Origin of the sequence: Chitinophaga fulva, assembly GCF_012927205.1 — a bacterium.
GTDB lineage: Bacteria > Bacteroidota > Bacteroidia > Chitinophagales > Chitinophagaceae > Chitinophaga > Chitinophaga fulva.
In genome coordinates, this window is record NZ_JABBGC010000001.1 from 1,884,968 (window position 1) to 1,910,966 (window position 25,999).

The 25,999-nt window shown below is 48.2% G+C and carries 20 protein-coding genes; 15 read left to right on the forward strand and 5 right to left on the reverse strand.

Going from position 1 to position 25,999, the window contains the following annotated elements:
* Window position 1 precedes the first annotated feature (1 nt).
* A complete protein-coding gene (locus HHL17_RS07900) occupies window positions 2-1,138 on the reverse strand; it encodes a glycosyltransferase (RefSeq protein ID WP_169224198.1) in 1,137 nt (378 codons plus the stop codon).
* Between the two features lie 276 nt (window positions 1,139-1,414).
* Between HHL17_RS07900 and tgt the strand changes: the two genes are divergently transcribed.
* The 14 genes from tgt to HHL17_RS07970 all read left to right on the forward strand — a co-directional run bounded on the left by tgt (window position 1,415) and on the right by HHL17_RS07970 (window position 21,189).
* The gene (gene tgt / locus HHL17_RS07905; protein WP_169224199.1) at window positions 1,415-2,545 is read left to right on the forward strand and encodes a tRNA guanosine(34) transglycosylase Tgt; all 1,131 of its coding nucleotides are present in this window, start codon (window positions 1,415-1,417) and stop codon (window positions 2,543-2,545) included.
* Window positions 2,546-2,583: 38 nt separating this feature from the next.
* Window positions 2,584-3,663 carry an LptF/LptG family permease gene (locus HHL17_RS07910; protein ID WP_169224200.1) on the forward strand — a complete coding sequence of 360 codons (1,080 nt, stop codon included), beginning with the start codon at window positions 2,584-2,586 and terminating at the stop codon, window positions 3,661-3,663.
* 576 nt (window positions 3,664-4,239) lie between these two features.
* Window positions 4,240-5,565, forward strand: a complete 1,326-nt coding sequence (locus HHL17_RS07915) for a citrate (Si)-synthase, eukaryotic (protein ID WP_169224201.1) — start codon at window positions 4,240-4,242, stop codon at window positions 5,563-5,565.
* A 142-nt stretch (window positions 5,566-5,707) separates the two neighbouring features.
* The gene (recG, locus tag HHL17_RS07920) at window positions 5,708-7,786 is read left to right on the forward strand and encodes an ATP-dependent DNA helicase RecG (RefSeq protein WP_317166567.1); all 2,079 of its coding nucleotides are present in this window, start codon (window positions 5,708-5,710) and stop codon (window positions 7,784-7,786) included.
* A gap of 164 nt (window positions 7,787-7,950) precedes the next feature.
* Entirely contained in the window at window positions 7,951-11,613 is a 3,663-nt protein-coding gene (locus HHL17_RS07925; RefSeq protein WP_169224202.1) for a gliding motility-associated C-terminal domain-containing protein, read from the forward strand.
* Window positions 11,614-11,619: 6 nt separating this feature from the next.
* Window positions 11,620-12,645 carry a PorP/SprF family type IX secretion system membrane protein gene (locus HHL17_RS07930; protein WP_169224203.1) on the forward strand — a complete coding sequence of 342 codons (1,026 nt, stop codon included), beginning with the start codon at window positions 11,620-11,622 and terminating at the stop codon, window positions 12,643-12,645.
* Window positions 12,646-12,722: 77 nt separating this feature from the next.
* The gene (locus HHL17_RS07935; protein WP_169224204.1) at window positions 12,723-13,304 is read left to right on the forward strand and encodes a hypothetical protein; all 582 of its coding nucleotides are present in this window, start codon (window positions 12,723-12,725) and stop codon (window positions 13,302-13,304) included.
* A 148-nt stretch (window positions 13,305-13,452) separates the two neighbouring features.
* On the forward strand, window positions 13,453-14,130 hold the full coding sequence (locus tag HHL17_RS07940; RefSeq protein WP_169224205.1) for a phosphonatase-like hydrolase: 678 nt from the start codon (window positions 13,453-13,455) through the stop codon (window positions 14,128-14,130).
* 20 nt (window positions 14,131-14,150) lie between these two features.
* Complete coding sequence (locus HHL17_RS07945) at window positions 14,151-15,281, forward strand: TIGR03364 family FAD-dependent oxidoreductase (RefSeq protein ID WP_206155936.1); 1,131 nt, start codon at window positions 14,151-14,153, stop codon at window positions 15,279-15,281.
* A gap of 447 nt (window positions 15,282-15,728) precedes the next feature.
* A complete protein-coding gene (locus tag HHL17_RS07950; protein WP_169224206.1) occupies window positions 15,729-16,427 on the forward strand; it encodes an LOG family protein in 699 nt (232 codons plus the stop codon).
* A 128-nt stretch (window positions 16,428-16,555) separates the two neighbouring features.
* The gene (locus tag HHL17_RS07955; protein WP_169224207.1) at window positions 16,556-17,194 is read left to right on the forward strand and encodes an O-methyltransferase; all 639 of its coding nucleotides are present in this window, start codon (window positions 16,556-16,558) and stop codon (window positions 17,192-17,194) included.
* A gap of 38 nt (window positions 17,195-17,232) precedes the next feature.
* Window positions 17,233-18,726 (forward strand): glucosaminidase domain-containing protein, encoded by a 1,494-nt coding sequence (locus HHL17_RS07960; RefSeq protein ID WP_169224208.1) that lies wholly within the window; start codon window positions 17,233-17,235, stop codon window positions 18,724-18,726.
* A 52-nt stretch (window positions 18,727-18,778) separates the two neighbouring features.
* Window positions 18,779-19,324 carry a hypoxanthine phosphoribosyltransferase gene (gene hpt / locus HHL17_RS07965; RefSeq protein WP_169224209.1) on the forward strand — a complete coding sequence of 182 codons (546 nt, stop codon included), beginning with the start codon at window positions 18,779-18,781 and terminating at the stop codon, window positions 19,322-19,324.
* Between the two features lie 119 nt (window positions 19,325-19,443).
* Window positions 19,444-21,189 (forward strand): YfbK domain-containing protein, encoded by a 1,746-nt coding sequence (locus HHL17_RS07970; RefSeq protein WP_169224210.1) that lies wholly within the window; start codon window positions 19,444-19,446, stop codon window positions 21,187-21,189.
* A 3-nt stretch (window positions 21,190-21,192) separates the two neighbouring features.
* Here the strand turns inward: HHL17_RS07970 and HHL17_RS07975 are convergent, their stop codons facing one another.
* The 3 genes from HHL17_RS07975 to HHL17_RS07985 form a co-directional block, all read right to left on the reverse strand.
* Entirely contained in the window at window positions 21,193-22,134 is a 942-nt protein-coding gene (locus tag HHL17_RS07975; protein ID WP_240975107.1) for a class I SAM-dependent methyltransferase, read from the reverse strand.
* 121 nt (window positions 22,135-22,255) lie between these two features.
* Window positions 22,256-23,422 (reverse strand): molecular chaperone DnaJ, encoded by a 1,167-nt coding sequence (gene dnaJ / locus HHL17_RS07980; protein WP_169224211.1) that lies wholly within the window; start codon window positions 23,420-23,422, stop codon window positions 22,256-22,258.
* Window positions 23,423-23,530: 108 nt separating this feature from the next.
* Complete coding sequence (locus HHL17_RS07985; protein WP_240975108.1) at window positions 23,531-24,124, reverse strand: nucleotide exchange factor GrpE; 594 nt, start codon at window positions 24,122-24,124, stop codon at window positions 23,531-23,533.
* A 109-nt stretch (window positions 24,125-24,233) separates the two neighbouring features.
* Between HHL17_RS07985 and HHL17_RS07990 the strand changes: the two genes are divergently transcribed.
* Window positions 24,234-25,406, forward strand: coding sequence for a class I SAM-dependent rRNA methyltransferase (locus HHL17_RS07990; protein ID WP_169224212.1), 1,173 nt, complete (start codon window positions 24,234-24,236; stop codon window positions 25,404-25,406).
* An 87-nt stretch (window positions 25,407-25,493) separates the two neighbouring features.
* Here HHL17_RS07990 and HHL17_RS07995 read toward each other — a convergent pair whose 3' ends face one another.
* Window positions 25,494-25,736 carry a T9SS type A sorting domain-containing protein gene (locus HHL17_RS07995; protein WP_169224213.1) on the reverse strand — a complete coding sequence of 81 codons (243 nt, stop codon included), beginning with the start codon at window positions 25,734-25,736 and terminating at the stop codon, window positions 25,494-25,496.
* Between the last annotated feature and the right edge of the window lie 263 nt (window positions 25,737-25,999).

The window sequence follows — 25,999 nt, forward strand, 5'->3', positions numbered from 1 at the left end:
CCTACCATTTGTTCTTCGAGCGAAACATCAGCGCCGGTGTGAAGATGATATAATATAATACCATGAAGATGTCCATCAGCCAGCTGAACTTGAAAAGATCGCTTTCATCAAGCCTGCGCATGGCGGAGTAGGTAATAACAGACTGAACCAGCACTTTGGTGGCGAAGATGCCCAGCACGTACCACAAGATTGGCGGCGGGAAAAACAACGCGAAAATAAGGGCCGGATAAAACAGGAAATGGGTCAGGGAAAACAGGCCCAGCACAAACTTATGCCCAAAGCGGTAGTGTTTGCCGGTGGACATATGCCTTGTTTTTTGCCTGAACCAGCTTTTCCAGCTCAGTTTCGGCTCTGAATAGGTAAATGCCTGCTTGTCGATGACCACTCCTACATTTTTGCGGTTGGCGGCGGAATTGACAAACAGATCGTCATCACCGCTGGCCAGGTGCTGGTGGCTGGTGAATCCCTTATGCCGGAAGAACAGCTCCCTTTTATAAGCCAGGTTACGGCCCACGCCCATATAAGGCATGCCGCTCATGGCAAAAGACAGGTGCTGCAGGGCGCTGAAAAAGGTTTCGTAACGGATCACTTTATTCAGGAAGCCCGGTTTTTTATGATAAGCGCCGTAGCCCAGCACTATTTCCTTTTCATCGTCAAACCCCTGGCTCATTAAAGTCAGCCAGTAGGTGCTGCCCGGCTTACAGTCGGCGTCCGTCAGCAGTACATTATCGTACTGGGCGCCTTTCAGGCCTATCGACAGCGGATATTTTTTCCCGGGAATGAATTTGGCGGCTTGTTTGATTTCAATATGCCGGTAGTGTGGATAACCCGGCTCTATGGAGCGGAGATAATATTTGGTATCATCTTCAGAGTTATCATTGACCACAATCACCTCATATTCCGGTTTATGGTGCACATGATAACGCTGCTGTAATACGCCCGGCAGATTTTTCTGCAGGTTAAGTTCTTCATCCTTGGCGCAGATGATCACTGAAAAAGGGCCGCCAGGCGCTTGGTCCAGGTCAAACTTACGACGATAAAAAGCTACCCGGGAAAAGACAAACAGATAATATATCGTTTGAATTCCTGCTATGGCAGCGAAAAAGTATAAGGCAATTTCACCCAGATTGTCAAGCATAATGCTGGCAAAAATATAATATTTTTATTATCTGTAAAATAATAAAAAACCCCTGGAATTTTAAAATTTTAAAATTTGGTTATTTAATTATTGGATTTACGGATTTTGGAATTTTTTGATTTTTGAATTTGAATACCCCGGAGATCATGGTATATCGTTGTACGCGGGTTTAAATTTCTACATCAAAAAATTCCAAAATCCGTAAATCCAATAACAAAATAACCCAATAACAAAATGCCCAAATAATCCGATCTTTGCACGCTGAAATTAAGAGCCGTGAATTTTGAACTGATAACTACAGATAAAGGCAGTAATGCCAGGGCAGGTAAGATTACCACGGCCCACGGTACCATAGAAACGCCGATTTTTATGCCGGTAGGCACGGTGGGCAGCGTGAAAGCCGTCACCCAGGACCAGGTGCGTGACGATGTACAGGCACAGATCATCCTGGGCAATACTTACCATCTTTACCTGCGCCCGGGCCTGGAAGTGTTGTCACTGGCCGGTGGCCTGCACAAATTCAACGGCTGGGACCGCCCCATCCTGACCGACAGTGGCGGATATCAGGTATTTTCCCTTGCTGCCAACCGCAAAATCAAGGAAGAAGGGGTCGTGTTTCAATCCCATATCGATGGTTCCAAACACCTGTTTACCCCCGAAAACGTGATGGATATCCAGCGGACGATCGGCGCCGATATTATCATGGCGTTCGATGAATGCCCGCCATATCCGTCTGAATACCGCTATGCGCGCAAATCCATGGAGCTGACGCACCGTTGGCTGGACCGCTGCATACAACGGCTGAAAGACACACAGCCCGCCTATGGCCATGAACAGACCCTGTTCCCCATTGTGCAGGGCAGCACCTATAAAGATCTCCGTAAGGCATCCGCGGAGTATATCGCCTCCCGTGGCGCCGCAGGCAATGCCATCGGCGGTTTGAGCGTAGGCGAACCGGAAAATGAGATGTACGAAATGTGCGGACTGGTAACCGAAATCCTGCCGGAAGACAAGCCCCGTTACCTGATGGGCGTAGGTACCCCCTGGAATATCCTGGAGAATATCGCCCTCGGCGTGGATATGTTCGACTGCGTAATGCCTACCCGTAACGGTCGTAATGGCATGCTCTTTACCTGGAACGGTGTCATGAACATCCGCAATAAGAAATGGGCGACCGATTTTAATCCCATAGACGCCAACAGCGAATGTTTCGCCACCCGTGACTACTCCCGTGCCTACCTGCGCCACCTGTTCGTGGCAGGCGAAATCTTAGGCATGACATTGGCGAGTATCCACAACCTCGCTTTTTATCTGGAGCTGGTAAAAGAAGCCCGTCGCCAGATACTGGCCGGTACTTTCGCTACGTGGAAAACAGGAATGGTACAGCAACTGAAAACGCGACTGTAAAAGTTCAGACTATAAAATAAACTAATATCTTTGGGCTCATGACTAAAATAGACTGGTACATTTTACGCAAGCTCATTGGAACTTTTATTTATTCCCTGATGATATTGCTGGTCATTTCCGTAGTGATCGATATCACAGAGAAGATAGATGATTTCATTAAGTATCATATATCCCTGCACGATGTGATCGTGGACTATTACTTTGGTTTTATCCCGCATATCGCTGCATTGCTGTTTCCCCTGTTTATATTCATTTCGGTTATTTTCTTTACCTCCAAAATGGCCTACCGGTCGGAGATCATTGCCATCCTGAGCGCCGGCGTGAGTTTCCGCCGCTTCCTGCGCCCTTACTGGGTAGGTGCGTTCCTGTTTGGCGGTATCCTCTGGCTGGCCAATTACTGGGTGGTGCCCAATGCCAACCGTATCCGTACCACCTTTGAAAATACCCGGATACATACGCCGGACAATGAGCAGTCGCAATACGACCGTACCAGCCGTATCGACAGCTTTACCTACGTGACTTTCGGTACTTACGACCCCAACTATAAAAGCGGCAGCAACTTTACCATGGAAAAAGTGGATAAACAGCTGATGACTGTTAAGCTGCGTGCCGACCGTATCACCTGGGATTCCACCAAAAAAGTATGGAGACTGGATTATGTGTCTGTGCGGCATATGGATGGATTGAAGGAAAAATGGTACAGTCGCCAGGATTCGATGCTAAAAATAGCCCTGAACCCGAAAGACCTGCTGGAGGTGAAGAACCTGCAGGAGGCCATGACCACGCCTGATCTGCGTAAATATATCAAGCGGGAAGCCATCCGTGGTTCCGAAGGGCTGAATACCTATTGGGTAGAGTATTACCGGAGAACGGCCGCAGCTGCTGCGGTGGTGATCCTGACTCTCATCGGGGGCATTATTGCGGCTAAAAAGGTAAGGGGCGGCAGTGGGTTGCACCTGGCGGTAGGTATTGTGATCAGCGCCAGCTATATCATCCTCATGCAGTTCACAACCGTATTCAGTACCAAAGCTGATTTAAACCCGCTGGTGGCCGTGTGGATACCCAATGTGCTCTTCGGTGGATTGGCACTTTACCTGTACCGTCGCGCACCGAAATGATGCAATTCCTGATTCCAATCCCCATTCCCAGGGCTGAAGCCCTGGGCTACGATATGTGTCAGGCTATTTATTTTTCATAGATCATAAGTATTGGCCTGTTACTTTATGCTCTATAGCGGGGTTTCTCTCAGGAGGGACCCTTTTTAATTGGCGCATACCCGGCTTCTGCCGTGATGAGTGAAAACTGCTTCATTTTATCATGAGCGCAAAAAAAACCGGCTTTATTTCCTCGCTGCTTTATAACCGCTTCCAATTCTGTTTCTATAAACAAAAATTGTCCAATCTGATATACAAAAATGAAATTTTGAGGCCCATGCTTTCAATATTTTCAATTCGTTCTGAAAAAATTTACATTTCTTTAACGTCGATGCTGTGTGGTTTATTTTTTATTTGTAAGTGATTGATTTTTATATGTGTTGTGTTGTCGGGTGCCTGCCTGTCATTCCTGTCCTGTAGGTGTGATTTGCTTATTAAATTGACATTAAATACTGCTAAATGGTGGTAACTTCGTTAACAAATCATTACTTTTGACAATTGATCGATTTTGTTTCATTTTATATAAACAATAGCAGTAAAATGGGGTACATAAAAGAAAAGTTCAAGGTTAAAGCAGATGATCTTAACGTTGAAGTAAAGGACCTGGTAAAGAACCACGGCACAAAGAAAATTGAAGACGTAACATTGGCGCAGGTTTACCAGGGTATGCGCGGTATTACCGGCATTGTAACGGAGACTTCCCTGCTGGATGCGAATGAAGGTATCCGTTTTCGCGGATATTCCATTCCAGAGTTGAGGGAACATTTACCCAAAGCGCCAGGTGGTGCTGAACCGTTGCCGGAAGGGCTGTTTTACCTGATGTTGATTGGTGAGCTGCCGAGTGAAGCAGACGTTCAGTATTTATCCAGCATGTGGGGACGTCGTTCTCATGTACCCAACCACGTATTTGATGCTATTGAGGCATTGCCTATCACTACTCACCCGATGACGATGTTTACTGTAGGTATCATGGCGCTGCAAACAGAATCTGCGTTTGCAAAAGCCTATGCTGAAGGTATCAATAAAAAAGACTACTGGAGCTACATGTATGAAGACACGATGAACCTCATCGCCCGTCTTCCCCGTATCGCTGCTTACATTTACCGCCGCAAATACAAAGGTGGCCAGCATATCCAGCCTAACGGCATGCTGGACTGGGCAGGTAACTTCGCACACATGCTGGGTTACTCCGACGAAGGCTTCAAAGAACTGATGCGCCTTTACATGGTGATCCACGCTGACCACGAAGGTGGTAACGTGAGCGCACACACGACACACCTGGTAGGTTCCGCCCTCAGCGACGCTTACCTGTCTTTCGCTGCCGGTATGAACGGTCTGGCTGGTCCGCTGCACGGTCTGGCTAACCAGGAAGTGATCAAATGGATCCTCGCTATGCGTGAAGAACTGGGTGGTGGCATGCCTACCAAAGAACAGATCGAAGCGTATGTACGCAAAACCCTGTCTGAAGGTAAAGTAGTGCCAGGCTACGGTCACGCTGTACTGCGTAAAACCGATCCCCGCTTCACCGCTCAGATGGAATTTGCTAAAAAACACCTGCCTAACGATGAACTGGTGAAAATTGTGTGGACCGTATACGAAACCGTACCGCCGATTTTACAGGACCTGGGCAAAGTGAAAAACCCATGGCCTAACGTAGATGCACACTCCGGCGCATTGCTGGTACATTACGGCATGGTAGAATACGAATTCTACACCGTACTGTTTGGCGTGTCCCGCGCACTGGGCGTACTGGCTTCCCTCTGCTGGGACAGAGGTCTGGGCCTCTCCCTCGAAAGACCTAAATCCGTTACTACTGAATGGATGAAACAGTTCGTAGAAGGGAAAGTAACTGCTGACGCGGAATAATTCACGATCTGACTAAAAATAGAAGATTAGCGAAGATGAAAGCTGTAGCAGCTTTTATCTTCGCTAATCTTTTTAAATTATCTTCGTGGCTCATTAAAACCGGTTTATTATTTCAACTTTCACACCCATATTATCCAATCCAATAGAATATCTCAAAGGCGTAGGTCCGCAGAAAGGAGAGCTGCTGCGCAAAGAGGTCGGCGTACATACTTTCGGCGATCTGTTGCAGTATTTCCCTTTCCGGTACGTGGACCGTACCAAGATAGATAAGATCGCTTCCCTGAGCGGCTATGAGGATTTTGTGCAGATACGCGGACGTATCCTGCGCATGGAAGTGGTGGGAGAGAACAGAGGCAAACGACTGGTGGCCACCTTCAAAGATGAAACCGGTGTCATTGACCTGGTGTGGTTCCAGGGATGGCAGTGGATGCAGAAATCCCTGCGCGAAAATGTGGCTTACCTGGTATATGGCCGTATCTCCGTATTCAACGGCGTATCACAGCTGGCGCACCCGGAAATGGACTTGCTGACGGAAGAGATCGCGTCAGGAAAACAATACCTGGAACCGGTGTATTCCACCACTGAAAAACTAAAAGCCCGCGGACTAACGGCAAAGGCTATTGGAAAACTGACAAAGGCTCTGCTCGAACAGATGTCTCCCGCAGAAGTGAGAGAAAATATTCCGGTGGAAGTGTTACAGCAATACCGGCTGATGCCCCGCTCCAGAGCGTATTTCAAGATACACCTGCCGGGTAACGAAGATGAAGCGCATCAGGCCCAGCGCCGCCTGAAATTTGAAGAGCTGTTCATCGCGCAGATCAGAATATGCCGCCTCAAAATTAAACGGCAAAAGTTGTCGCATGGCTACGTGTTTGGCGCCGTTGGAGAATCTTTCAATGAATTTTACAACAATCATCTGCCTTTTGATCTTACCGGCGCACAGAAACGTGTACTGAAGGAAATCCGCATGGACACGGTGCATGGCCGTCAGATGAACCGCCTGTTGCAGGGAGATGTAGGCAGCGGCAAAACCATGGTGGCATTGCTGACCATGCTACTGGCGAAAGACAACGGTTTTCAGTCCTGCCTTATGGCGCCTACGGAAATCCTGGCGCAGCAACACTATAAAGGGCTGGCAGAACTGCTGCAACATATGCCCGTGAAAATTGCACTGCTGACAGGCAGCATCAAAGGCAAAGCCCGCAAACAAATACTGGCCGGTGTGGCCGATGGCAGCATCCACTTCCTGGTGGGCACCCATGCTCTGCTGGAAAAAGAAGTGGTGTTCCAAAATCTCGGCATGGCCATCGTAGACGAACAGCACCGCTTTGGTGTGGCCCAACGGGCACGGCTATGGGAAAAAAATACCATTCCGCCGCATATCCTCGTTATGACGGCAACGCCTATACCGCGTACGCTGGCAATGACCATCTACGGCGATCTTGATGTGTCCGTGATCGATGAAATGCCGCCCGGCAGAAAGCCCATTACCACCGTTCATCGCACGGAATTCCAGCGCCCGCAGGTGATGAACTTCATCAAAGATGAACTTAAAAAAGGCCGGCAGGCTTATATCGTATACCCGCTTATTGAAGACAGCGAGAAACTGGATTACGAAAATCTCATGAAAGGTTATGAGGAAGTGAAAGCATTCTTCCCTGAACCGCAGTTTTACATCAGTATGGTGCATGGCCGCCAGCCGGCGGAAATGCGGGAAACCAATATGCAACGTTTCGTTTCCGGCGACACCCACATCATGGTGGCCACCACGGTGATCGAAGTAGGCGTTAACGTGCCCAATGCATCTGTAATGGTGATTGAAAGCACAGAACGTTTCGGCCTTTCACAGCTGCACCAGCTCCGGGGCCGCGTGGGACGCGGCGCGGAACAGTCTTTCTGCATTCTGATGACAGGCAGTAAGCTGGGACAGGTATCCAAAGAACGCATCAATGTGATGGTACAAACCAACAATGGTTTTATCATCTCTGAAAAAGACATGGAACTGCGTGGGCCGGGTGATATAGAAGGTACCCGCCAAAGTGGGATACTGGATTTCAAACTGGCGGATATCGTGCAGGACAGGGCTGTGCTGGAAGCTGCCCGCGCCAGCGCCGAAAAAATATTATCCGAAGATCCTGATCTCGTCCTCCCTGAAAATCAAGGCTTAAAAGAATATTTAGCGCTTCAGCGCGGGAAATCTCAATGGAGTAAAATTTCCTGACGTTTTTAACGTTTATTAATTTATACCGTCTGAATATATGATATAATCCCTAAAACATATCGTCAGGACAGCGGTATTATATCTCGTGCCCGTAACAATTTAATGGGCTTCTGCGTTTATAGATGTATATTGGTTTTTTTAGCATTAAAATAAATCTTATCCCGTTGAAATTTACCCTCCCGAGCGGCCTTATTGGAATGATGATCCTCCTGTTGTTTACTGGTTTTATCGCCCGGGGACAACAGTCAACCAATTTCACCCCATTGAACTTTATCGAGAATAAAGGCCAGTGGGACCCTCAGGTCCTGTATAAATCAGACGTGGGCACCGCCGATATATGGCTGAGAAAAACAGGCTTCACTTTCATGTTGTACAACAAGGATGACATGCATGACCTGTATGAATATATGCACGGACATGGTGAAGCGGCTGATTCCGGTGCCGTGGTAGTGCCGAAAAATAGTGCTGTTGGCAAATCTGCGGCCGATGCCAGAAGCGGAGAACCATCACCGGGAAGACCGCGCCGGTTGCCGGACGTAAGAGGACATGCTTATCAGGTTAACTTCATTGGCGCCAACGAAAATCCCGAAATCATCCCGGAAAAGGCACAGGAATCACTTAGCAATTATTTCATCGGCAATGACAGATCTAAATGGGCTTCCAATGTGAAATCCTATCAGGGACTGTTGTATAAATCATTGTACCCGGGTATCGATGCACATGTGTACTCCGATGCCTCCCAACTGAAATATGATATCATCGTGGCAGCGGGCGCCAATCCTGATAAAGTACAGTTATCATACGAAGGCGCCAGCGGTATGGAAATCAAAAAAGGACAACTGCTGGTGCATACCACAGTGGGCGATGTTATTGAGCAACTGCCATATGCTTACCAGTATATCAATAACCAACGTGTACCGGTAAAAGTATCCTACCGCCTGAATGGCAATAAGGTGGGATTTAAGATTTCCGGTGAATATGATCCTGCTTATCCGCTGGTGATAGATCCGGTATATGTATTCTCCACTGTTTCCGGTTCCCGTGCAGATAACTGGGGTTTTACCGCTACTTATGATGATGCAGGCAACTTCTACGGCGGCGGTATCGTATTTGGTGCTGGCTACCCTACTACCAACGGTGCCTATAAGACTGCATTCAATGGTGGAACTTTTGATATTGGTATCTCCAAATTCAACCCCAATGGTACGAGGCTGATTTATGCCACTTATATTGGCGGTGACGGGCAGGAACAGCCACACAGCTTATTTGTGGACAAACAGGGCAACCTGGTGATTTCCGGCAGAACGACTTCTGCCAACTATCCCTATGATAAAGTGGAAGGAACCAATCGTGGCGGATGGGATATTGTGGTCACCAAACTCAATGCCACTGGTAGCGGTCTGATCGGATCGTTGATCATTGCAGGTAGTTCAGATGATGGCGTTAATATGCGGGAAAACCGCGCTGGCGGTGATTGGGTACTGCTGCGTAACTACGGTGATGATGCACGCAGTGAAGTGGTGATCGATGATGCTGGTTACATCTATGTGGCCGGTTGTACCCGTTCCAATGATTTCCCCGTGACAGCAGGCGTTTTCCAGGGCACCTTCGGTGGATCACAGGATGGAGTGGTCATGAAGATCAATCCACTGTGCCAGGCATTGGTATGGTGCAGCTATCTCGGTGGCTCAGCAGAAGATGCAGCGTACGTGATCGCGCTCAATAAACTCAATACCTTGTATGTGGCGGGCGGTACGGCCAGCAGTAATTTTACGGTCACTCCCGGCGCTATTTATCCAGCTTATCGCGGTGGGGTATGCGATGGCTTTATTACCCATATCACCAACGACGGTACAAAAATATTACAGAGCACTTACCTCGGCTCCGATGATCCTTCGGCTGACCAGGTGTACGGTATACAACTGGACAAGAACGGGTTTGTATATGCGATGGGCACTACAGAAGGGACATGGCCCATCAAACTGCTTAATCCCGGTGACTACAATGATAACTCGCTGCAGTATATCGTGAAGTTGCAGTCAGATCTGAGTGGGTTTGTCTATTCCACCACCTTCGGCAAGCGGCGTCAGCTGGCCTCTACACCGTCTATTTCTCCTACCGCTTTTCTGGTGGACCGTTGCGAAAACGTGTATGTGTCCGGCTGGGGCGGAGGTATCAATAACTCATTGCATTACCCGAACTCCGGTACTTTTGGTCTGCCGGCGAAAAATGCTATTCAGAGCTCTACAGATGGTATGGACTTCTACTTCTTTGTACTGCAGCGTGATGCTGCCGCTCAGCTCTTTGGCAGCTGGTTTGGTGGCAACGGTCTGTATGAACATGTGGATGGTGGTACCAGCCGTTTTGATCGCAACGGTGTGATCTATCAGGGTATCTGTGCCTGGTGCAATGTAAGCCAGAACGGCAGCAAGCCCCGTTATCCCACTACTCCGGGCGCATATTCCAGCACACCTCCGCCGGCATGTAACTACGGCGCCTTAAAAATTGCCTTTAACCTCGATGGGGTGAAAGCAGGTATCAAAACGCTGAACCGCAGATCAAATTTCTGTGTGCCCAGTGAGATCACCTTTGTAGACACTACCCGCCTGTCGGCTGAAAGATGGGAATGGCATTTCCCTGATGGAAGCGTGGTAAACGGAAAAGATACGATTAAACATACGTTCAACCAGGCAGGTACTTTTACCATTATGCTGGTAAAAGTTGACCGCGCCAGCTGCAACGGTTCAGATACCGCCTATATCGATGTGAAACTGGGTAATAATGAAGCCAAGTTTGATTTTGATGCACAAAGGCAACCGCCCTGTGCAGACCTGGCTTATGTCTTCACCAGCAATGCTACGCCTGCAGGCGCATTCCGCGATAGTTCTTTCATCTTCGATCTGGGCGATGGCTCTAAACCGGAGTATGTGGGGCCGTCCAAGTTCCCCTATACGCATAAATTCGCTGCACCGGGTGTTTACAATGTAAGCCTCACACTGGTAGACAGTAACTTCTGTAACGCGCCCGAAACCATTACGAAGCCATTGCGTGTGGCCGTTAACGTTACTGCGCAGTTTAATATGCCGGATACGATTTGTGTGGGCACAGAACTACAGCTGGATAATACCTCACTGGGCGGTGACAGCTTTGTGTGGACATTTGAAGATAATGGTGACAAATCCACTGAACCTTACCCGCTACACAAATTCAATGTGCCGGGATTGTGGAAGGTGAAGCTACTGGCGCTGGATGAAAATACCTGTAACAAGAAGGACAGTGTTACCAAGCAGGTACTGGTGGCAGCACCACCGATTGCTGATTTCGATTTTAATCCTACCAAGGCTACCGAGAATACACCCGTTACATTCACTAACCAAACACAGGGACAGGAGCCGCTGCATTTCCTGTGGAACTTCGGCGACGGCGATACGACTTCTGTTCGTAACCCGCAGCACCAGTACCTTAAAACCGGTACCTACAACGTGTGCCTCACCGCGGCTAACCAGGAAGGATGTACGCATACTGTCTGCAAACAGGTGAGTGCTATTGTGGTGCCGTTGTTTGATGTGCCGTCGGCATTTTCTCCCAACAACGATGGCATGAACGACGTATTCTATGTGAAGTCTTTTGGAGCAACTAAGTTTAACCTCAAGATATTTAATCGCTGGGGACAATTGATTTTTGAAAGTTCTGACCCCAGAATAGGCTGGGATGGCAGGTTTAAGGGAGCAGTGCAACCAGTGGACGCATATGCTTACGTGGTAAGCCTCGAGTTTACTGACGGTACCAAGGCCAATAAGACAGGAAATGTAACCTTGTTAAGATGATGAGTCATGAAGAAGCTGATTGTTAACATCACCGCAGGGTGGGTGATTGTAATGTTGCTCACAGTAAGCGTGTCCGCACAGGACCTGCACTTTTCGCAGTATTACAATTCACCGTTAACCACCAACCCTGCCAATACCGGTTTTATCCCCGACGGAAATTTCCGCGTGGGGGCCAATTACCGCGACCAATGGAGCAGTATCCCGGTGCCTTACCGGACCATGTCGGTATATGGTGATTTCCAGCTGTTGAGCGACCGGCTCATTTATGGATGGTTGGGCGTAGGCGGTGTTATTCTTCGTGATGTGGCGGGTAGCGGAAACTTGTCTTCCACCAAAGGCTATGCCTCCATAGCCTATCATCAGTTGCTGGGCGAAAGCAGCCTGCTGTCAATGGGCTTCCAGGCCGGATCTGCCGGTAAACGTGTGGATATTACCAAACTGACTTTCGGTGATCAGTGGAATGGAAAATTCTTCGATTCCCAGATACCCACGGCAGAACCTTTTACCCAGTCCAGTGTGAATTATTTCGATATGAACGTAGGGATGAATTATGCCTATTTCCCGACAGAGAACCTGTACATCAATACAGGTTTCGCTGTGCAACATATCAACACGCCGCGGGAAACCTTTTATGACGGCGATAATAAAGTGCCCCGCCGTTATACCGGTTTTCTGAATGCGAGCATTAAAACAAGTGATGTGCTGATCATTAATCCCAGCGCTTATTACTCCCGGCAGGCCAGCACCAGCGAGTTTGTGATAGGGCTGAGTGCTGCCTACAATCTTTCCGGCGATGGCACCAAGCAGGTGTCCGGTGGTATTTACTATCGCGCCAAAGATGCCGCTATGTTTATGGTAGGTTATCAGTTAAGTAATATTAAACTCCAGTTCAGTTATGATGTCACCACTTCTAACCTGGCTGTGTCCAACAGCAGGAGAGGAGCTTATGAAATCGGCCTGGTTTACAGTGGATTATATTCTAACCGTAGTTTTACAAATGCAAAAAGGTCTACGATCTGTCCATCTTTCTAAAGAGAAACAGTAAATGGTTATTTTTGCCGGGAAACAAGCTTTTACCCCTTACATTAGTTAAACATAACAAACCAGGTATGAAACGTTTATTGATAGGTATCTGTCTTCTTATCTCCGCCCAGCTGGCGCATGCACAGTATTATAAAACAGACACCAGTGCGCCGCGCGGTTTCGACCGTTCCCGGTTGATACTGGGAGGTTCGCTGGGCATGGTTTTCGGCGATTATACCAATGTGGAGGTTTCCCCGCTGGTGGGCTACCGCTTCAATGATTACATTGCTGCCGGTATCAACGTAAATGCGCAGTACGGACAGTTCAAAAGCTATAATGGTTACGGCGATGTTGCCCAGCGTGATAAGTATACCATCTTTGGCGGTGGTATCTGGGGCCGCGTATATCCTATCCCGATGCTGTTTGTGCATATCCAGCCGGAGTATAACTATATTTCCCAGAAATCAACCGTGTATTATACAAATCCTAAAAGTGATTTCAGCACGAGCTACAGTGTGCCCAGCCTGTTGGTAGGCGCAGGGTATACCCAAAGCGTAGGTGGCCGGGTAGGTATCGGTATCTCTATCATGTATGATGTGATCCAGGATAACCGTTCGCCTTACCGCAATAACCTGATCTACCGCGTAGGCGCTGGTTTAGGCTTCTGATCCCCGGAAAATATTTATATGACCCGTCTGGCCTTAGCCGGACGGGTTTTTTTATTCCTTCTCATGTTACCTCCTTGTTAAGTTTGTTTATAAATGCTAAACTTATTTTTACAAATTTTATACCTTTGTTCCATAAATTTTTAAAGAGATGGATATTAAATTAGCTGTTTTTGATATTGCGGGCACCACGCTGCACGACGAGGCCAATGTGGCTAAAGTATTGCAACAGGCCATACAACTGGTTGGCGTGCATGTATCCCTGGAAGAGGTCAACGAAGTGATGGGGTACGCCAAACCTTACGCGATCCGTTACTTGCTGCAACAGAAGAATGATGCGCGGTATGCAGACAAGAATTTTGTTGACGAGCTGCACACGCAGTTTGTGGAAAACATGAAAGCGCACTACGCCACAGATACTTCTGTAAGGGAGAAGCAGGGCGTATCCGCAGTATTCGCGGCATTGCGGCAGAAAGGAATTAAAATAGCGCTGGACACAGGTTTTGACCGCGACATCACCAACGTGATCCTGCAAAGGACCGGCTGGCAGGAGCAGGGATTGATAGACGCAGTCGCCACCAGTGATGAGGTGCCTCATGGACGTCCTTATCCTTATATGATCTATCGTATCATGGAAACACTGGAGGTACGCAGCATTGAAGAGGTGATGAAAGTGGGCGACACTATTTCCGATCTGGAAGAAGGTACCAATGCCGGCTGCCGTTATGTGGTAGGGGTTACCACCGGCGCCTATAGCAAAGAAGAGCTGGAGAAAGGCCCGCATACCCACCTGGTAGCTTCTCTCGATGAACTGTTATCTATATTATAAACTCTTGCTCAATAGCGATCATGCAACAACAACAAGCGGATGTAGCGGTAGTAGGCGCCGGCATCGTAGGACTGGCCATGGCGTATAAACTGGCGTCCAAAGGGAAAAAAGTAGTTTTATTTGAAAGAAACAGCAGGGCTATCAGTGCCTCCATCCGCAATTTCGGACTGGTATGGCCTGTCGGTCAGCGTGCAGGTAAAATGTACCAGCGTGCCATGCATAGCCGCAGCGTATGGAAAGAGCTGGCAGCAGCTACCGGGCTGCAATGTCAGGAAACAGGCTCTCTGCACCTGGTATATGAAAAAGATGAACTGGCCGTACTGGAAGAATTTGCAGCGGCAGCACCTGCCAATGGATTTGACTGTCAGCTGATAGCACCGGAAAATATCGGTCAATATACCCGGGCCATCAAAACGAAAGGCTTGCAAGGTGCACTTTGGAGCCCCACAGAAATGACAGTGAACCCGCGGCAGGCCAGTGCCACAATTGCACGACACCTCGAAGCGAAAATGAATGTGACCGTTCGGTTTAATACAGCCGTTAACGGTATCAGCATGCCATATATCGAAACCAAAGATGAAAAGTGGAAAGTAGACCAGGTATATGTGTGCAGCGGAGCAGATTTTGAAACACTGTATCCTGCAGCGTATGCCACGGCGCCTCTTACCAAATGCAAACTGCAGATGATGCGTACCATCCCGCAGCCGGGCAATTGGCAGCTGGGCCCCGCATTGTGTGCCGGTCTTACCCTGGCCCATTACGCCTCTTTCAACGATTGTGCTGCACTGGTACCGCTGAAACAACGATTTGCGCAGGAAATGCCGGAATATGTAAAATGGGGCATCCACCTGCTGATTTCCCAGAACGGCGCCGGTGAACTGACCATCGGTGACTCGCATGAATATGGTCCGGACTTCGAACCATTTGATAAAGCATTTATCAATGACCTCATTCTGAAATACATGCACACTTTCCTGGAGGCACCTACCTACACTATCCAGGAACAATGGCATGGCATTTACCCGAAACTGACCAACGGCGCCACTGAGCTGGTTCTGTCTCCGGAAAAGGACGTCACTATCGTGAATGCCCTCAGCGGCGCCGGTATGACGCTGTCATTCGGCCTGGCAGAAGAGCTGACGACCATTTAGATATTTGGTTATTTTGGTATTTAGATATTTAAAAAGGGAAAACCATTTCGTATAGGCGGAATGTTTTCCCTTTTTAAATATCTAACACAACCTAAACCAAATATCTAAATATCAAAATAACAAAATCATAAAATGATTAGGATTTTGTACGAATTATTAATAAATTAAATGCAGATCAAACGTTATGAAAACAATGGCCGCTACGATGGCCTTATATTGTGCTGAAACATATTCACCATATTGTATCACCCAACTTTAGCAACGTTTCTGCAGCCAGGTTTTAACAACATGGCTGCATGTTCATAACGTGTTAAATGTAAAGCGGGTTTCTTTTAAGTTACCTGCTTTTATACTTTATATGCCAAAAAGCCAATAATTCTATAAATTACAGGGTGTCCCTGCCCGTAAGTAAGGGTCAGCATTTCTTTACAAAAAAACAGATTCGGCATGAATGGTACTTTAAAAAACCTTAAGGAAAGAGACTGGACAGAAACAAGAGCGCATTCCAGCTGGCAGATATTCAAGATCATGGCGGAATTCGTGGAAGGCTTTGAATCACTTGCCAAAATAGGCCCCTGTATATCTATATTCGGATCAGCCCGTACCAAACCGGGTAACCGTTATTATGAACTGGCGCAGGAAATCTCCCGCAGGCTGGCGGAGGAAGGGTTTGGTATCATTACCGGCGGTGGTCCCGGTGTGATGGAAGCTGCCAATAAGGGCGCGCAGGCTGCACATGGTAAATCCGTAGGCGCCAATATCACCCTGCCACATGAGCAGAACCCCAACGACTTTATTGACCCCGACAAAAGACTCAACTTCGACTATTTCTTTGTCCGCAAAGTAATGTTCACCAAATATTCCCAGGGATTTGTGATGATGCCTGGCGGATTTGGCACCATGGATGAATTTTTTGAAGTGGCTACCCTTATCCAGACCAAGAAGATGGAGGAAACCCCGATGGTACTCGTAGGCCGTGAATACTGGAGCGGTCTGCTGGAATGGATACGTACCGTGATGATGGAAAAGGAAAGCAATATTAATCCGCAGGACCTGGGCCTGTTGAAGCTTTTCGATACCGCCGACGAAGTGGTGGAGTATTTCCGTGTGTTTTACACCACCAATAAACTCAGACCTAACTTTTAAGACGGCCGCGCCCGTCAGGCGCGGATATACCTGCCCGTTAGCCGGAAGAATAAATTCCGGCCGGGCAACGTTATGTTGATGGGTGTCGCCGCAACTGCTTTTTTCATAGCTTTGCAGAAATTTTATATATGGAGCTCCTACCGGCAGTTGAGGCATATGCTGAGAAATACACCAGCCCGGAAAATCCGCTGTTGTACAAGTTGAACCGTGAAACGCATCTGAAAGTGGAATTGCCGCATATGTTAAGTGGCCATGTACAGGGGAAATTCCTCGAGATGGTCAGCCGTATGTTGCGGCCCCGCCGGATACTGGAACTGGGCACGTATACAGGATACTCCGCCATCTGCCTGGCCGCAGGCCTGCCTGATGACGGCATATTACATACCATCGATATCAACGAAGAACTGGAAACCCTTTGCCATCAATATTTTGAGGCATCCGGGTATGCTGATAAAATAAAAATGCATATCGGAAAAGCAGCCGAAGTGATGACATCACTGGATGAGGTGTTTGACTTAGTGTTTATTGATGCTGATAAAGCCGGTTATGTACATTATTATGACCTGGTTTGGGAAAAACTGCGCCCCGGCGGATTTATTCTGGCTGATAATGTATTGTACCACGGACAGGTATTACAGCCGGAAAATGAGCAGGGAAGCCAGGCTAAAGCCATGGTCAGATTTTGTGAGAAAGTGCTGGCAGATGACCGCGCAGAACAGGTGTTGCTCACCATCCGCGACGGTATCCTCCTGATCAGGAAGAAATAAACCGGCACCTACACCATGCCCATTAAATTCGATTATACATGCAAGTAAGAAAATTTTTGTTGGTAGTCAGTTTTCTTATTGGCTGCATGCCTCTGCTGAAGGCACAAAAGATGACCACCCAGCAATACATTGCTACTTACAAGAGTATTGCCGTGGAGGAAATGCGCCGCACAGGCGTGCCCGCAGCCATCAAACTGGCGCAGGGCATCGTGGAAACCCAATCCGGCAACGGGACCCTCTGTCTGCAATCCAATAACCACTTCGGTATCAAATGTAAAAACACCTGGACCGGCAAAACCATCCGCTATGATGACGACGCCGCCCAGGAATGTTTCCGCGTATATGATAATGCCCGGGACTCTTACCGGGACCACTCCGATTTCCTGCGCAGCAATCCCCGGTACGCTTTCCTGTTCCAGTTTGACGGAGATGACTATAAATCCTGGGCATTCGGACTGAAACAGGCCGGATACGCCACCAATAAAACCTATCCACAGCAGCTGATCAAGGTGATCGAAGATTACAACCTGCAGCAATACACGCTGATAGCGATGGGCAAAGCCGCTCCTGAACAGGATTACACCGAAGAGAAACCTCCTGTGTATGCGGGCAATAACAACCGTCCCGACAACCGCCCGGCTCCTTCCAGGCCTCAGCAGGGTGGCGGCAAACCAATGGCCGGCAACTATCCGAAAGGCGTATTTGAAATCAACGGTCGCCGCGTGGTCTTTGTAAAAGCCGGTACTTCCCTGATTCAACTGGCCAGCAAACATGATATCCGCCTGAGCAAGCTGGTTCGCTTTAATGACCTGGATAATGACAATCCTCTCCGGAAAGACATGTTTATCTTCCTGCAGAAGAAAGGTAAAAGAGGTAGTAAGGAATTCCATAACGTCAGCAATGGTGAAACCATGCATGACATTGCACAGGCAGAAGGAATCCGTTTGAGATGGTTGCGCCGCCGCAATAAAATGCATGAAGGTGAAGAACCTGCTGCCGGCCAGCGCCTGGCCCTCGAAGGTTTTGCGTCCGGTACGCCTGCACTGGCAAAAAATACCCGCATCGTGAGAGAGGAAGACCAGGAGCCGCCGGAAGATTTTTCTCCCCGTAAAGAAATTGAAAAAGTAAAGGAAGAAGTAGCCAAAACCACTGGTGGTACTACTTCCGCACCGGAATCACAGCCGGCGCGCCCGCAACAGGGCGGCGTTCCTGCCGGTATGGTGGATGATCTGAAGAAAGTAGGGGATGTAGGCAACAACAATGGTACTGCCAAAAACACGACACCGCCGCCGGCTACTCAACCTCCGGTGTATAAGCCCGCTCCCGCTCCGGTACCAGCTACACAGCCTCCGGTATACAAACCAGCCCCGGCATCAGCCGGTACGGGCGCCAGGTACCACGAAGTACAGCCCAAAGAAACACTGTATGGTATCTCTAAAATGTACAACAAATCTGTAACCCAGTTGCAGGAATGGAATAATTTGCAGGGCTTCGATATCAAAATTGGACAGCGCCTGTTAGTGAATAAATAAGCAGTAATCCTTTTCGGCTTATTATTGTTAAATATGGAAATGAAGTAGTATTATGTCGGTTATTCAGGTGCATGACAAGAAATTCCAACCCTACATCGGTGCAACAGAGCTGCAGCAGCGTATTAAGGAAATAGCTGCAGACATGAGCAGGGACCTTAAGGATGAACGCCCGTTGTTTATCGCTATCCTCAATGGTTCTTTTATGTTTGCCGGTGATGTGTTCAAATATCTCAACATTCCGGCTGAGATATCCTTTATCAAACTGGCTTCCTACAAGGGTACCAAATCTACCGGTAATGTGGTGCAGGCCATCGGTCTGGACGAAGACCTCTTCGGCCGTACGGTGGTGATCCTCGAAGATATTGTGGATACCGGTAAAACACTGAGCCAGTTCCTGCCGCAACTGGAACATCAGCAACCTAAGAAACTGCTGGTAGCTTCCTTGCTGACCAAGCCGGAAGCAATGGTACATCCTATTAAAATCGACTATCTGGGCTTTTCCGTGCCTAATAAATTCCTGCTGGGTTATGGCCTCGATTATGATGGTTTGGGCCGCAATCTGCCGGAAATCTATCAGCTGGTAGAAGGTGAGGAATAGCATTTCAGCAAAACAAAAGATGCTATGAAGAGTGTGAAAGCGAAGATCAGCGTGGTCTTCGCTTTTTTTACACACCTTCAGAAGCTTGGTTCCTTTACCGGAAATGATTATCTTAACATATGCGAAAATTCCTATTACTCCTGTTGTTATGGGCTGGCAGTGTACACGCACAAACAATCTGGGTATCGGGAGCAGTAGAGGACAGTATCACTCATCGTCCTGTAGCCGGAGTAACCGTTAGCATTGTTGATGATACCACCAGGGTACTCACGAATGCTTTCGGGCTTTTTAGAATAACGATTCCCTCAACTGTTGCTCAACTGCTGTTTACCCGGGAAGGTTATCGCCCGTTACAGATGAAGGTGAATGCCACCGATCGTCTGTTGATAACACTGGCGCCTATACGTAAAGCCCTTGATGCTATTGCCCTGGCGAAAGCCAGTGCCCGCACAAGGCAGAACAGCAACCCCAACTACGGCAATGTAGGCATGGGCATACATGCTTTTTACAATGAAACATACGGCACTACTTATGAAAACAAGTTCACCCGCGCACAGACGCAGCCGGTATCGGTGTTTGCGGTGGATGTGGACAGGGCTGCCTATAGCAATATCCGGCGTTTCCTGCGACTGAAAGAACCGGTGCCGGTAGATGCTGTCCGGATAGAAGAAATGGTGAACTATTTCCACTACAATTATCCACTGCCGCCGGAAGGTAAGACCATGGCGGTATACAGTCATTATACCACCTGTCCGTGGGAACCCGGGCACCGGCTGTTGCAGATAGCGTTGAGGGCGAAAGCCTTGCAGACAGACAGTCTGCCGCCCAGTAATCTCGTTTTCCTCATCGATGTTTCCGGCTCGATGGGCGTGCCTAACAAACTGCCCCTGTTGCAGGCAGCCTTCCGTATTCTGGTCAATAACCTACGGCCGGTAGACAAGGTGGCGATTGTGGCCTATGCCGGTACTCCCGGTATCAAACTGCCTGCCACGGCCGGCGACCAGAAAGAGAAAATCCTCAATGCTATCGACAATCTCAGCGCCGGCGGGGCTACCGCGGGGGAAGCTGCCATTAAAATGGCGTATCAGATAGCGGTTGAACAGTTTATCCCGGATGGGAATAACCGCGTGATCCTGGCTACTGATGGGGATTTCAACGTAGGGCTTACCAGTGATGCCGAAATGGAGGAGCTGATCATGGAGAAGAAGGAAAGCGGCGTGTTACTGACCTGCCTCGGGTTTGGCATGAAAAACTACAAGGACTCGAAGCTGCAGTCCCTTTCCAGCAAGGGAAACGGCAATTTCGCCTATATCGATGACCTGGAGGAGGCCAGTAAGGTCTTTGCACGGGAATTCGGCAGTACGCTTTTTACAGTGGCCCGGGATGTGCAAACGGAAGTGACCTTTAACCCTGCTATGGTAAAATCGTATAGGCTTATCGGTTATGAGAACAAAGTGTATGAAACAAATACGGACGCTTCATCGAAACACAATGGTGGCATCGTAGGAAGCGGGCATTGCGCCGTGGCGATGTATGAAATTGTGCCACGTGATAGTATGATGGCGGCCGATAGCCTGTTGGCCAATATCAGCATCTCTTACCGTCATCCGTTGGACACGGTGCTGTGTACACTGGAAACCGGCGTGAAGGCCAACGCAACAGCTTTTGACGCTGCCCCGGATGATTGTCGGTTTGCTGCTGCTGTGGCATTATTGGGCATGATACTCCGCAATTCCGCTTACCGTGGTTGCGGTGATACCGAAATGGTCTCAGAGATCGCCCGCAGGGCCCTGGGTAAAGACAAAGAAGGGTACCGGCAGGAATTCCTGAAGATGGTAAAGCAGGTCCGTAAGATGAAGCGTTAGGGCTTATTTGATAAGCCGGTAGCACTTACGCACCAGCTTCTGCTGGAAGTCGAAGGGGAGTGTTTGATTGGTGATGTCTTTGATGCTGCTGGCATTGATTTTATCTTCTTCCAATATAAAACGGCGGTAGTTATTACTGAAATACACTACGCCATCTTTTTTGGTAGCGAGCAACACTTTGTTGAGCAGCTCCGCATGGTCCCGCTGGATATCCAGGAAATCCTTCATCCGTTTGCTGTTGGAGAAGGTGGGCGGATCAATGATCACCAGGTCGAAGGTATTGAGTTTAAGGGTATCGAGATATTGTAGCACATCCGCATGTACAAAGGAATGTTTGGCGGTATCGAAGCCATTGAGCCGCATGTTGTCTTCTGCCCAGGCGAGGTAGGTCTTGGAAAGGTCTACAGATGTCACTTCGGTGGCGCCGCCGGCGGCGGCGTATACAGAGAAGGAGCCGGTATAACAGAAGAGGTTCAGTACTTTTTTATCTTTCGCCTCATTGCGTACCATGTTGCGGGTGGTGCGGTGGTCGAGGAACAGGCCGGTGTCGAGGTAATCGGAGAGGTTGATCTTAAATTTCAGTCCGCTTTCCTGTACCGTCATTTCGCGGCTTTCCGTGCTGAGTTTTTCGTATTGGCTTTGGCGGTTTTCCTTGCGTTGCCGTTGTTTTACCCAGATGTGGGAAGGTGGTACGTCCAGTACTTTGCTGATCAGTTCCAGACAGGTATCGAGCCAGGCCTCATGATCGGCTTCTTCCATGCCATGGCGGCGCTGATATTCGGCGATATACACGTGGTCTTCATACATCTCGATGCTGAAGGGAAATTCGGGAATATCGTCATCATACACCCGGTAGCAGGTGATGTTTTGTCGCTTGGCCAGTTTGGAAATATGCCGGAATACTTTGGTGAGCCGGTTCTCGAACATCTGTAGTTTGGAATCCATCTTATTTTGATATTTGGTTATTTGGCTATTTAATCATTTAAAAGCGAAGACCACAGCGAACGGAAATCCGCTATGGTCTTCGCTTTTATTAATTAAATAAAAAAATATTCAAATAGTAAAATCAACTAAATATGTCTCTGACTTTTTCAAAGAAACCTTTCTCCGATTTTTCGGGGTTGGGTTTGAAGTTGTCAGAAGACTGGAGTTTGTCGAGCATGGCCCGTTCTTCCGCGCTGACGTGTTGCGGTGTCCATACGTTTACATGTATGAGCTGATCGCCTTTTTCGTAGGAGTTGACAGAGGGGAATCCTTTGCCTTTGAGGCGGAAGATTTTACCGCTTTGTGTTCCTGCGGGTATTTTGATTTTCGCTTTACCGTCGATGGTAGGTACTTCCACCTGTGTGCCATAAACGGCATCAGGGAAGGAGATGTGCAGGTCGTAGGCTACGTTGAGGCCATCGCGCTGTAGTTCCGGATGTGGTTCTTCTTCGATGAGAATGAGCAGGTCACCGGGTGCGCCGCCTCTTTCGCCGGCATTGCCTTTACCGCTCATGCTCAGCTGCATGCCTTCCTGTACGCCTGCCGGGATGTCTATGCTCACCATTTCTTCGCCATACATACGGCCTTCACCTTTACAGTGGCCGCATTTGCTGGTGATGATCTGGCCTTCGCCATGACAGGTAGGGCAGGTAGTAACGGTCTGCATCTGGCCAAGGAAGGTTTGGGTCACCTTTCTTACCTGGCCGGAGCCGCCGCAGGTGTTACAGGTCTGGAACGCGTTTTTATCTTTCGCGCCCAGGCCTCCGCAGTGCTGACAGGGAACGTATTTCTTTACTTTGATTTTTTTGTTGGCGCCTTTGGCGATTTCCTCGTAGGTCAGACGGATTTTCACGCGCAGGTTGGAACCGCGGGTGCCACGACCACGCCGGCCGCCGCCGCCGCCAGCACGGCCACCTCCGAAGAAGGAACCGAAAATATCGTCATTACCGAAAATGTCACCGAAATTGGAGAAGATGTCTTCCATGTTCATGCCACCACCTCCAAAGCCGCCACGGCCACCGTTCATGCCGGCATGCCCGAAACGGTCATATTGTGCCCGTTTGTCAGCATCGCTTAATACCTCATAGGCTTCGGCTGCCTCTTTGAACTTTTCTTCCGCTTCCGTATTGTTGGGATTGCGGTCAGGGTGAAACTGCATGGCCACCTTGCGGTAAGCTTTCTTGATTTCATCCTGGGAGGCGGATTTGGAAACACCCAGTATTTCGTAATAATCTCTCTTGGTAGACATTATAAAATCACTTATAACCGGTGCCAGGCACCGGTTTTTTTCAGTAAAAAATATTGTTTTACATCTGCATAGGCGATCGCTGCGGTATATGCCACATCGTCACATCACTTATTTGCCCACTATCACCTTAGCATGACGGATTAGCTTGTCATTCAGGTAATAGCCTTCCTGTAACACATCTACTACTTTACCCTGAAGATCTGGCGTGGGAGCCGGAATTTCGGTGATGGCATCGTGCAGGTCGGTATCAAAGGTGGCGTGCAGGCTTTCCATAGGCTTTAATCCTTTGGCTTGCAGGGTGGTTTTCAACTTGTTGAATACCAGGTTTACTCCGTCTTTGATAGCAGTGATATCGTTGGCAGTGCTCAGCTGTTTGGCAGCCCGCTCTGAATCATCCAGTACGTCCAGCAAAGATATGATAACTTCTTTACCCGCCGTTTGCAACAGCTCCAGTCTTTCCTTGGCTGTACGTTTACGGAAATTATCAAACTCAGCCTGCAGACGAAGGTATTTGTCCCGCATTTCATTCAGTTGCTGATCTTTCTTGATCAACTCCTCTTCAGGTTCTACTTCCAATGCATTAGTCATATGAGACGTTTCACTGATATTTTCTTCAGCATTGAAATCAGGCATGCCTTTTTCGTTTTCTCCAGCATTGTTTGCCTGTCCGTTTGTCTGCATGTCTTGGTCTTTTTCTGTCATAATTGTAATGATTATCTGCAATTGTGCTTAGTCAATTATTTTGCCAACCCCTGTTTGGCCGCCAAAAAGACAGATCTTCTCTGTACCTTTGCGGTTCGAAATAATGTAAATGACCAAGGTTTTTTTAAAGAAACAGATACAAAACAGGGTATTACTGGGCCATCCCTGGATTTTCGGCAATGAAGTGGCTGAAATCAAAGGGGAAGTAGTACCGGGTGATATCGTGGATGTTCATACCCATCAGGGCTCCTTCCTCGGTAGAGGGTATATCAACCCACAGTCCCAGATCCTGGTACGCCTGCTGACGCGCGATAAAAGCGAGGAGATCAATCCTGAATTTTTCTACCGCCGTCTCCTCAAATGCTGGGAATACCGGCAGAAACTGGGTTATGTGGAAAACTGCCGCCTCGTTTTCGGGGAAGCGGACGATCTGCCTGCCCTGGTAATCGATAAGTTCAACGATTATTTTGTGCTGCAAACATTGGCACTGGGCATGGAGAAATGGAAACCTGCCATCGTGGATGCGCTCAACCGTATCTTTTCACCCAAAGGTATCTATGAGCGGAATGATGTGCCGGTAAGGGAACTGGAAGGGATGGAGCAACAGAAAGGCTTCCTCAGCGCGCCTTTTGACACCAATGTCATCATCAATGAAAACGGCCTGAAGTTCCATGTGGATATCGTGAATGGTCAGAAAACAGGCTACTTCCTGGACCAGCAGGACAACCGCCGCGAAATACGCCAGATCGTGAAAGACGCCAATGTGCTGGAAGCTTTCTGCTATACCGGCACTTTCTCCTGCCATGCAGGGTATTACCGTGCTAAAAGTGTACTGGGACTGGATATTTCAGAACATGCTGTGGAAACTGCCCGCCGCAACGCGGAGCTCAATAACCTGCAGGAGGTGTGTAAGTTCCAGGCGGTAAATGCTTTCGATCAACTGAAACAATATACCCGGGAAGAACGCAAGTTTGATGTAGTGATACTGGATCCGCCGGCCTTCACCAAAAGTCGCGAGAATATCCGGAAAGCCGTTACCGGTTATAAGGAAATTAATCTCAGGGGCATGAAACTGCTGAATCAGGGCGGTTTCCTGGTGACAGCTTCCTGTACCAACCTGGTATCACCGGAACTCTTCCTGGAAACGATCGATGCTGCTGCCAAAGACGCCAAAAAACGCCTCCGCCAGGTCACTTTCCAGACACAGGCAAAAGATCACCCCATTTTGAGGAATATTGAGAACACAACGTACCTGAAATTTTTGATCGTAGAGATCGCGTAAAAAAGATAAGTAGAGTAGCTTTCGGTATAGGCTTTCTTTAGGATAATTTACTAATAGTCTGTTGGAGGGAAAGTCAATAGCTGAAAGCTATTTTACAACATTAAATTTGCCTGATTCCACCAGGTTGCCCCGCTGGTCGCGAAGCTGGAAGATATAGAGACCATTGTAGTAATTGTCCAGGTTGACAGTAGTACGACTGCTGATGCTCTTTATCTGATCAATTTTTTTTCCGAGAAAATTGTACACAATAAGATCGTATATGCGGTCGTTATTATGCTGTTGAATTTCAAAATTGATGAAGTTGGTGGCAGGGTTGGGATAAAGTTTCACAATTTGCCTACCCCCCTCCGGATTATTCGGTAGGGACCCGGTTTGAGCTTTACCCACAAGGGATAAAAGGCAGAAAACTGTAAGTAAAATGAGGGTAGAGGTTTTCCACATAGTATTATAAAAATAAAGTTTTTTTCAAATATTTCCCAATTTTTGTTTGTTAATAACAGCGCGTTAGCCCTTTGTCTCACTCATAAAAATAACAAACTATGCGCCATTTTGTTAGGTTTGCCAATTTTTTAGGTAAAATTTAACGGTTTTAA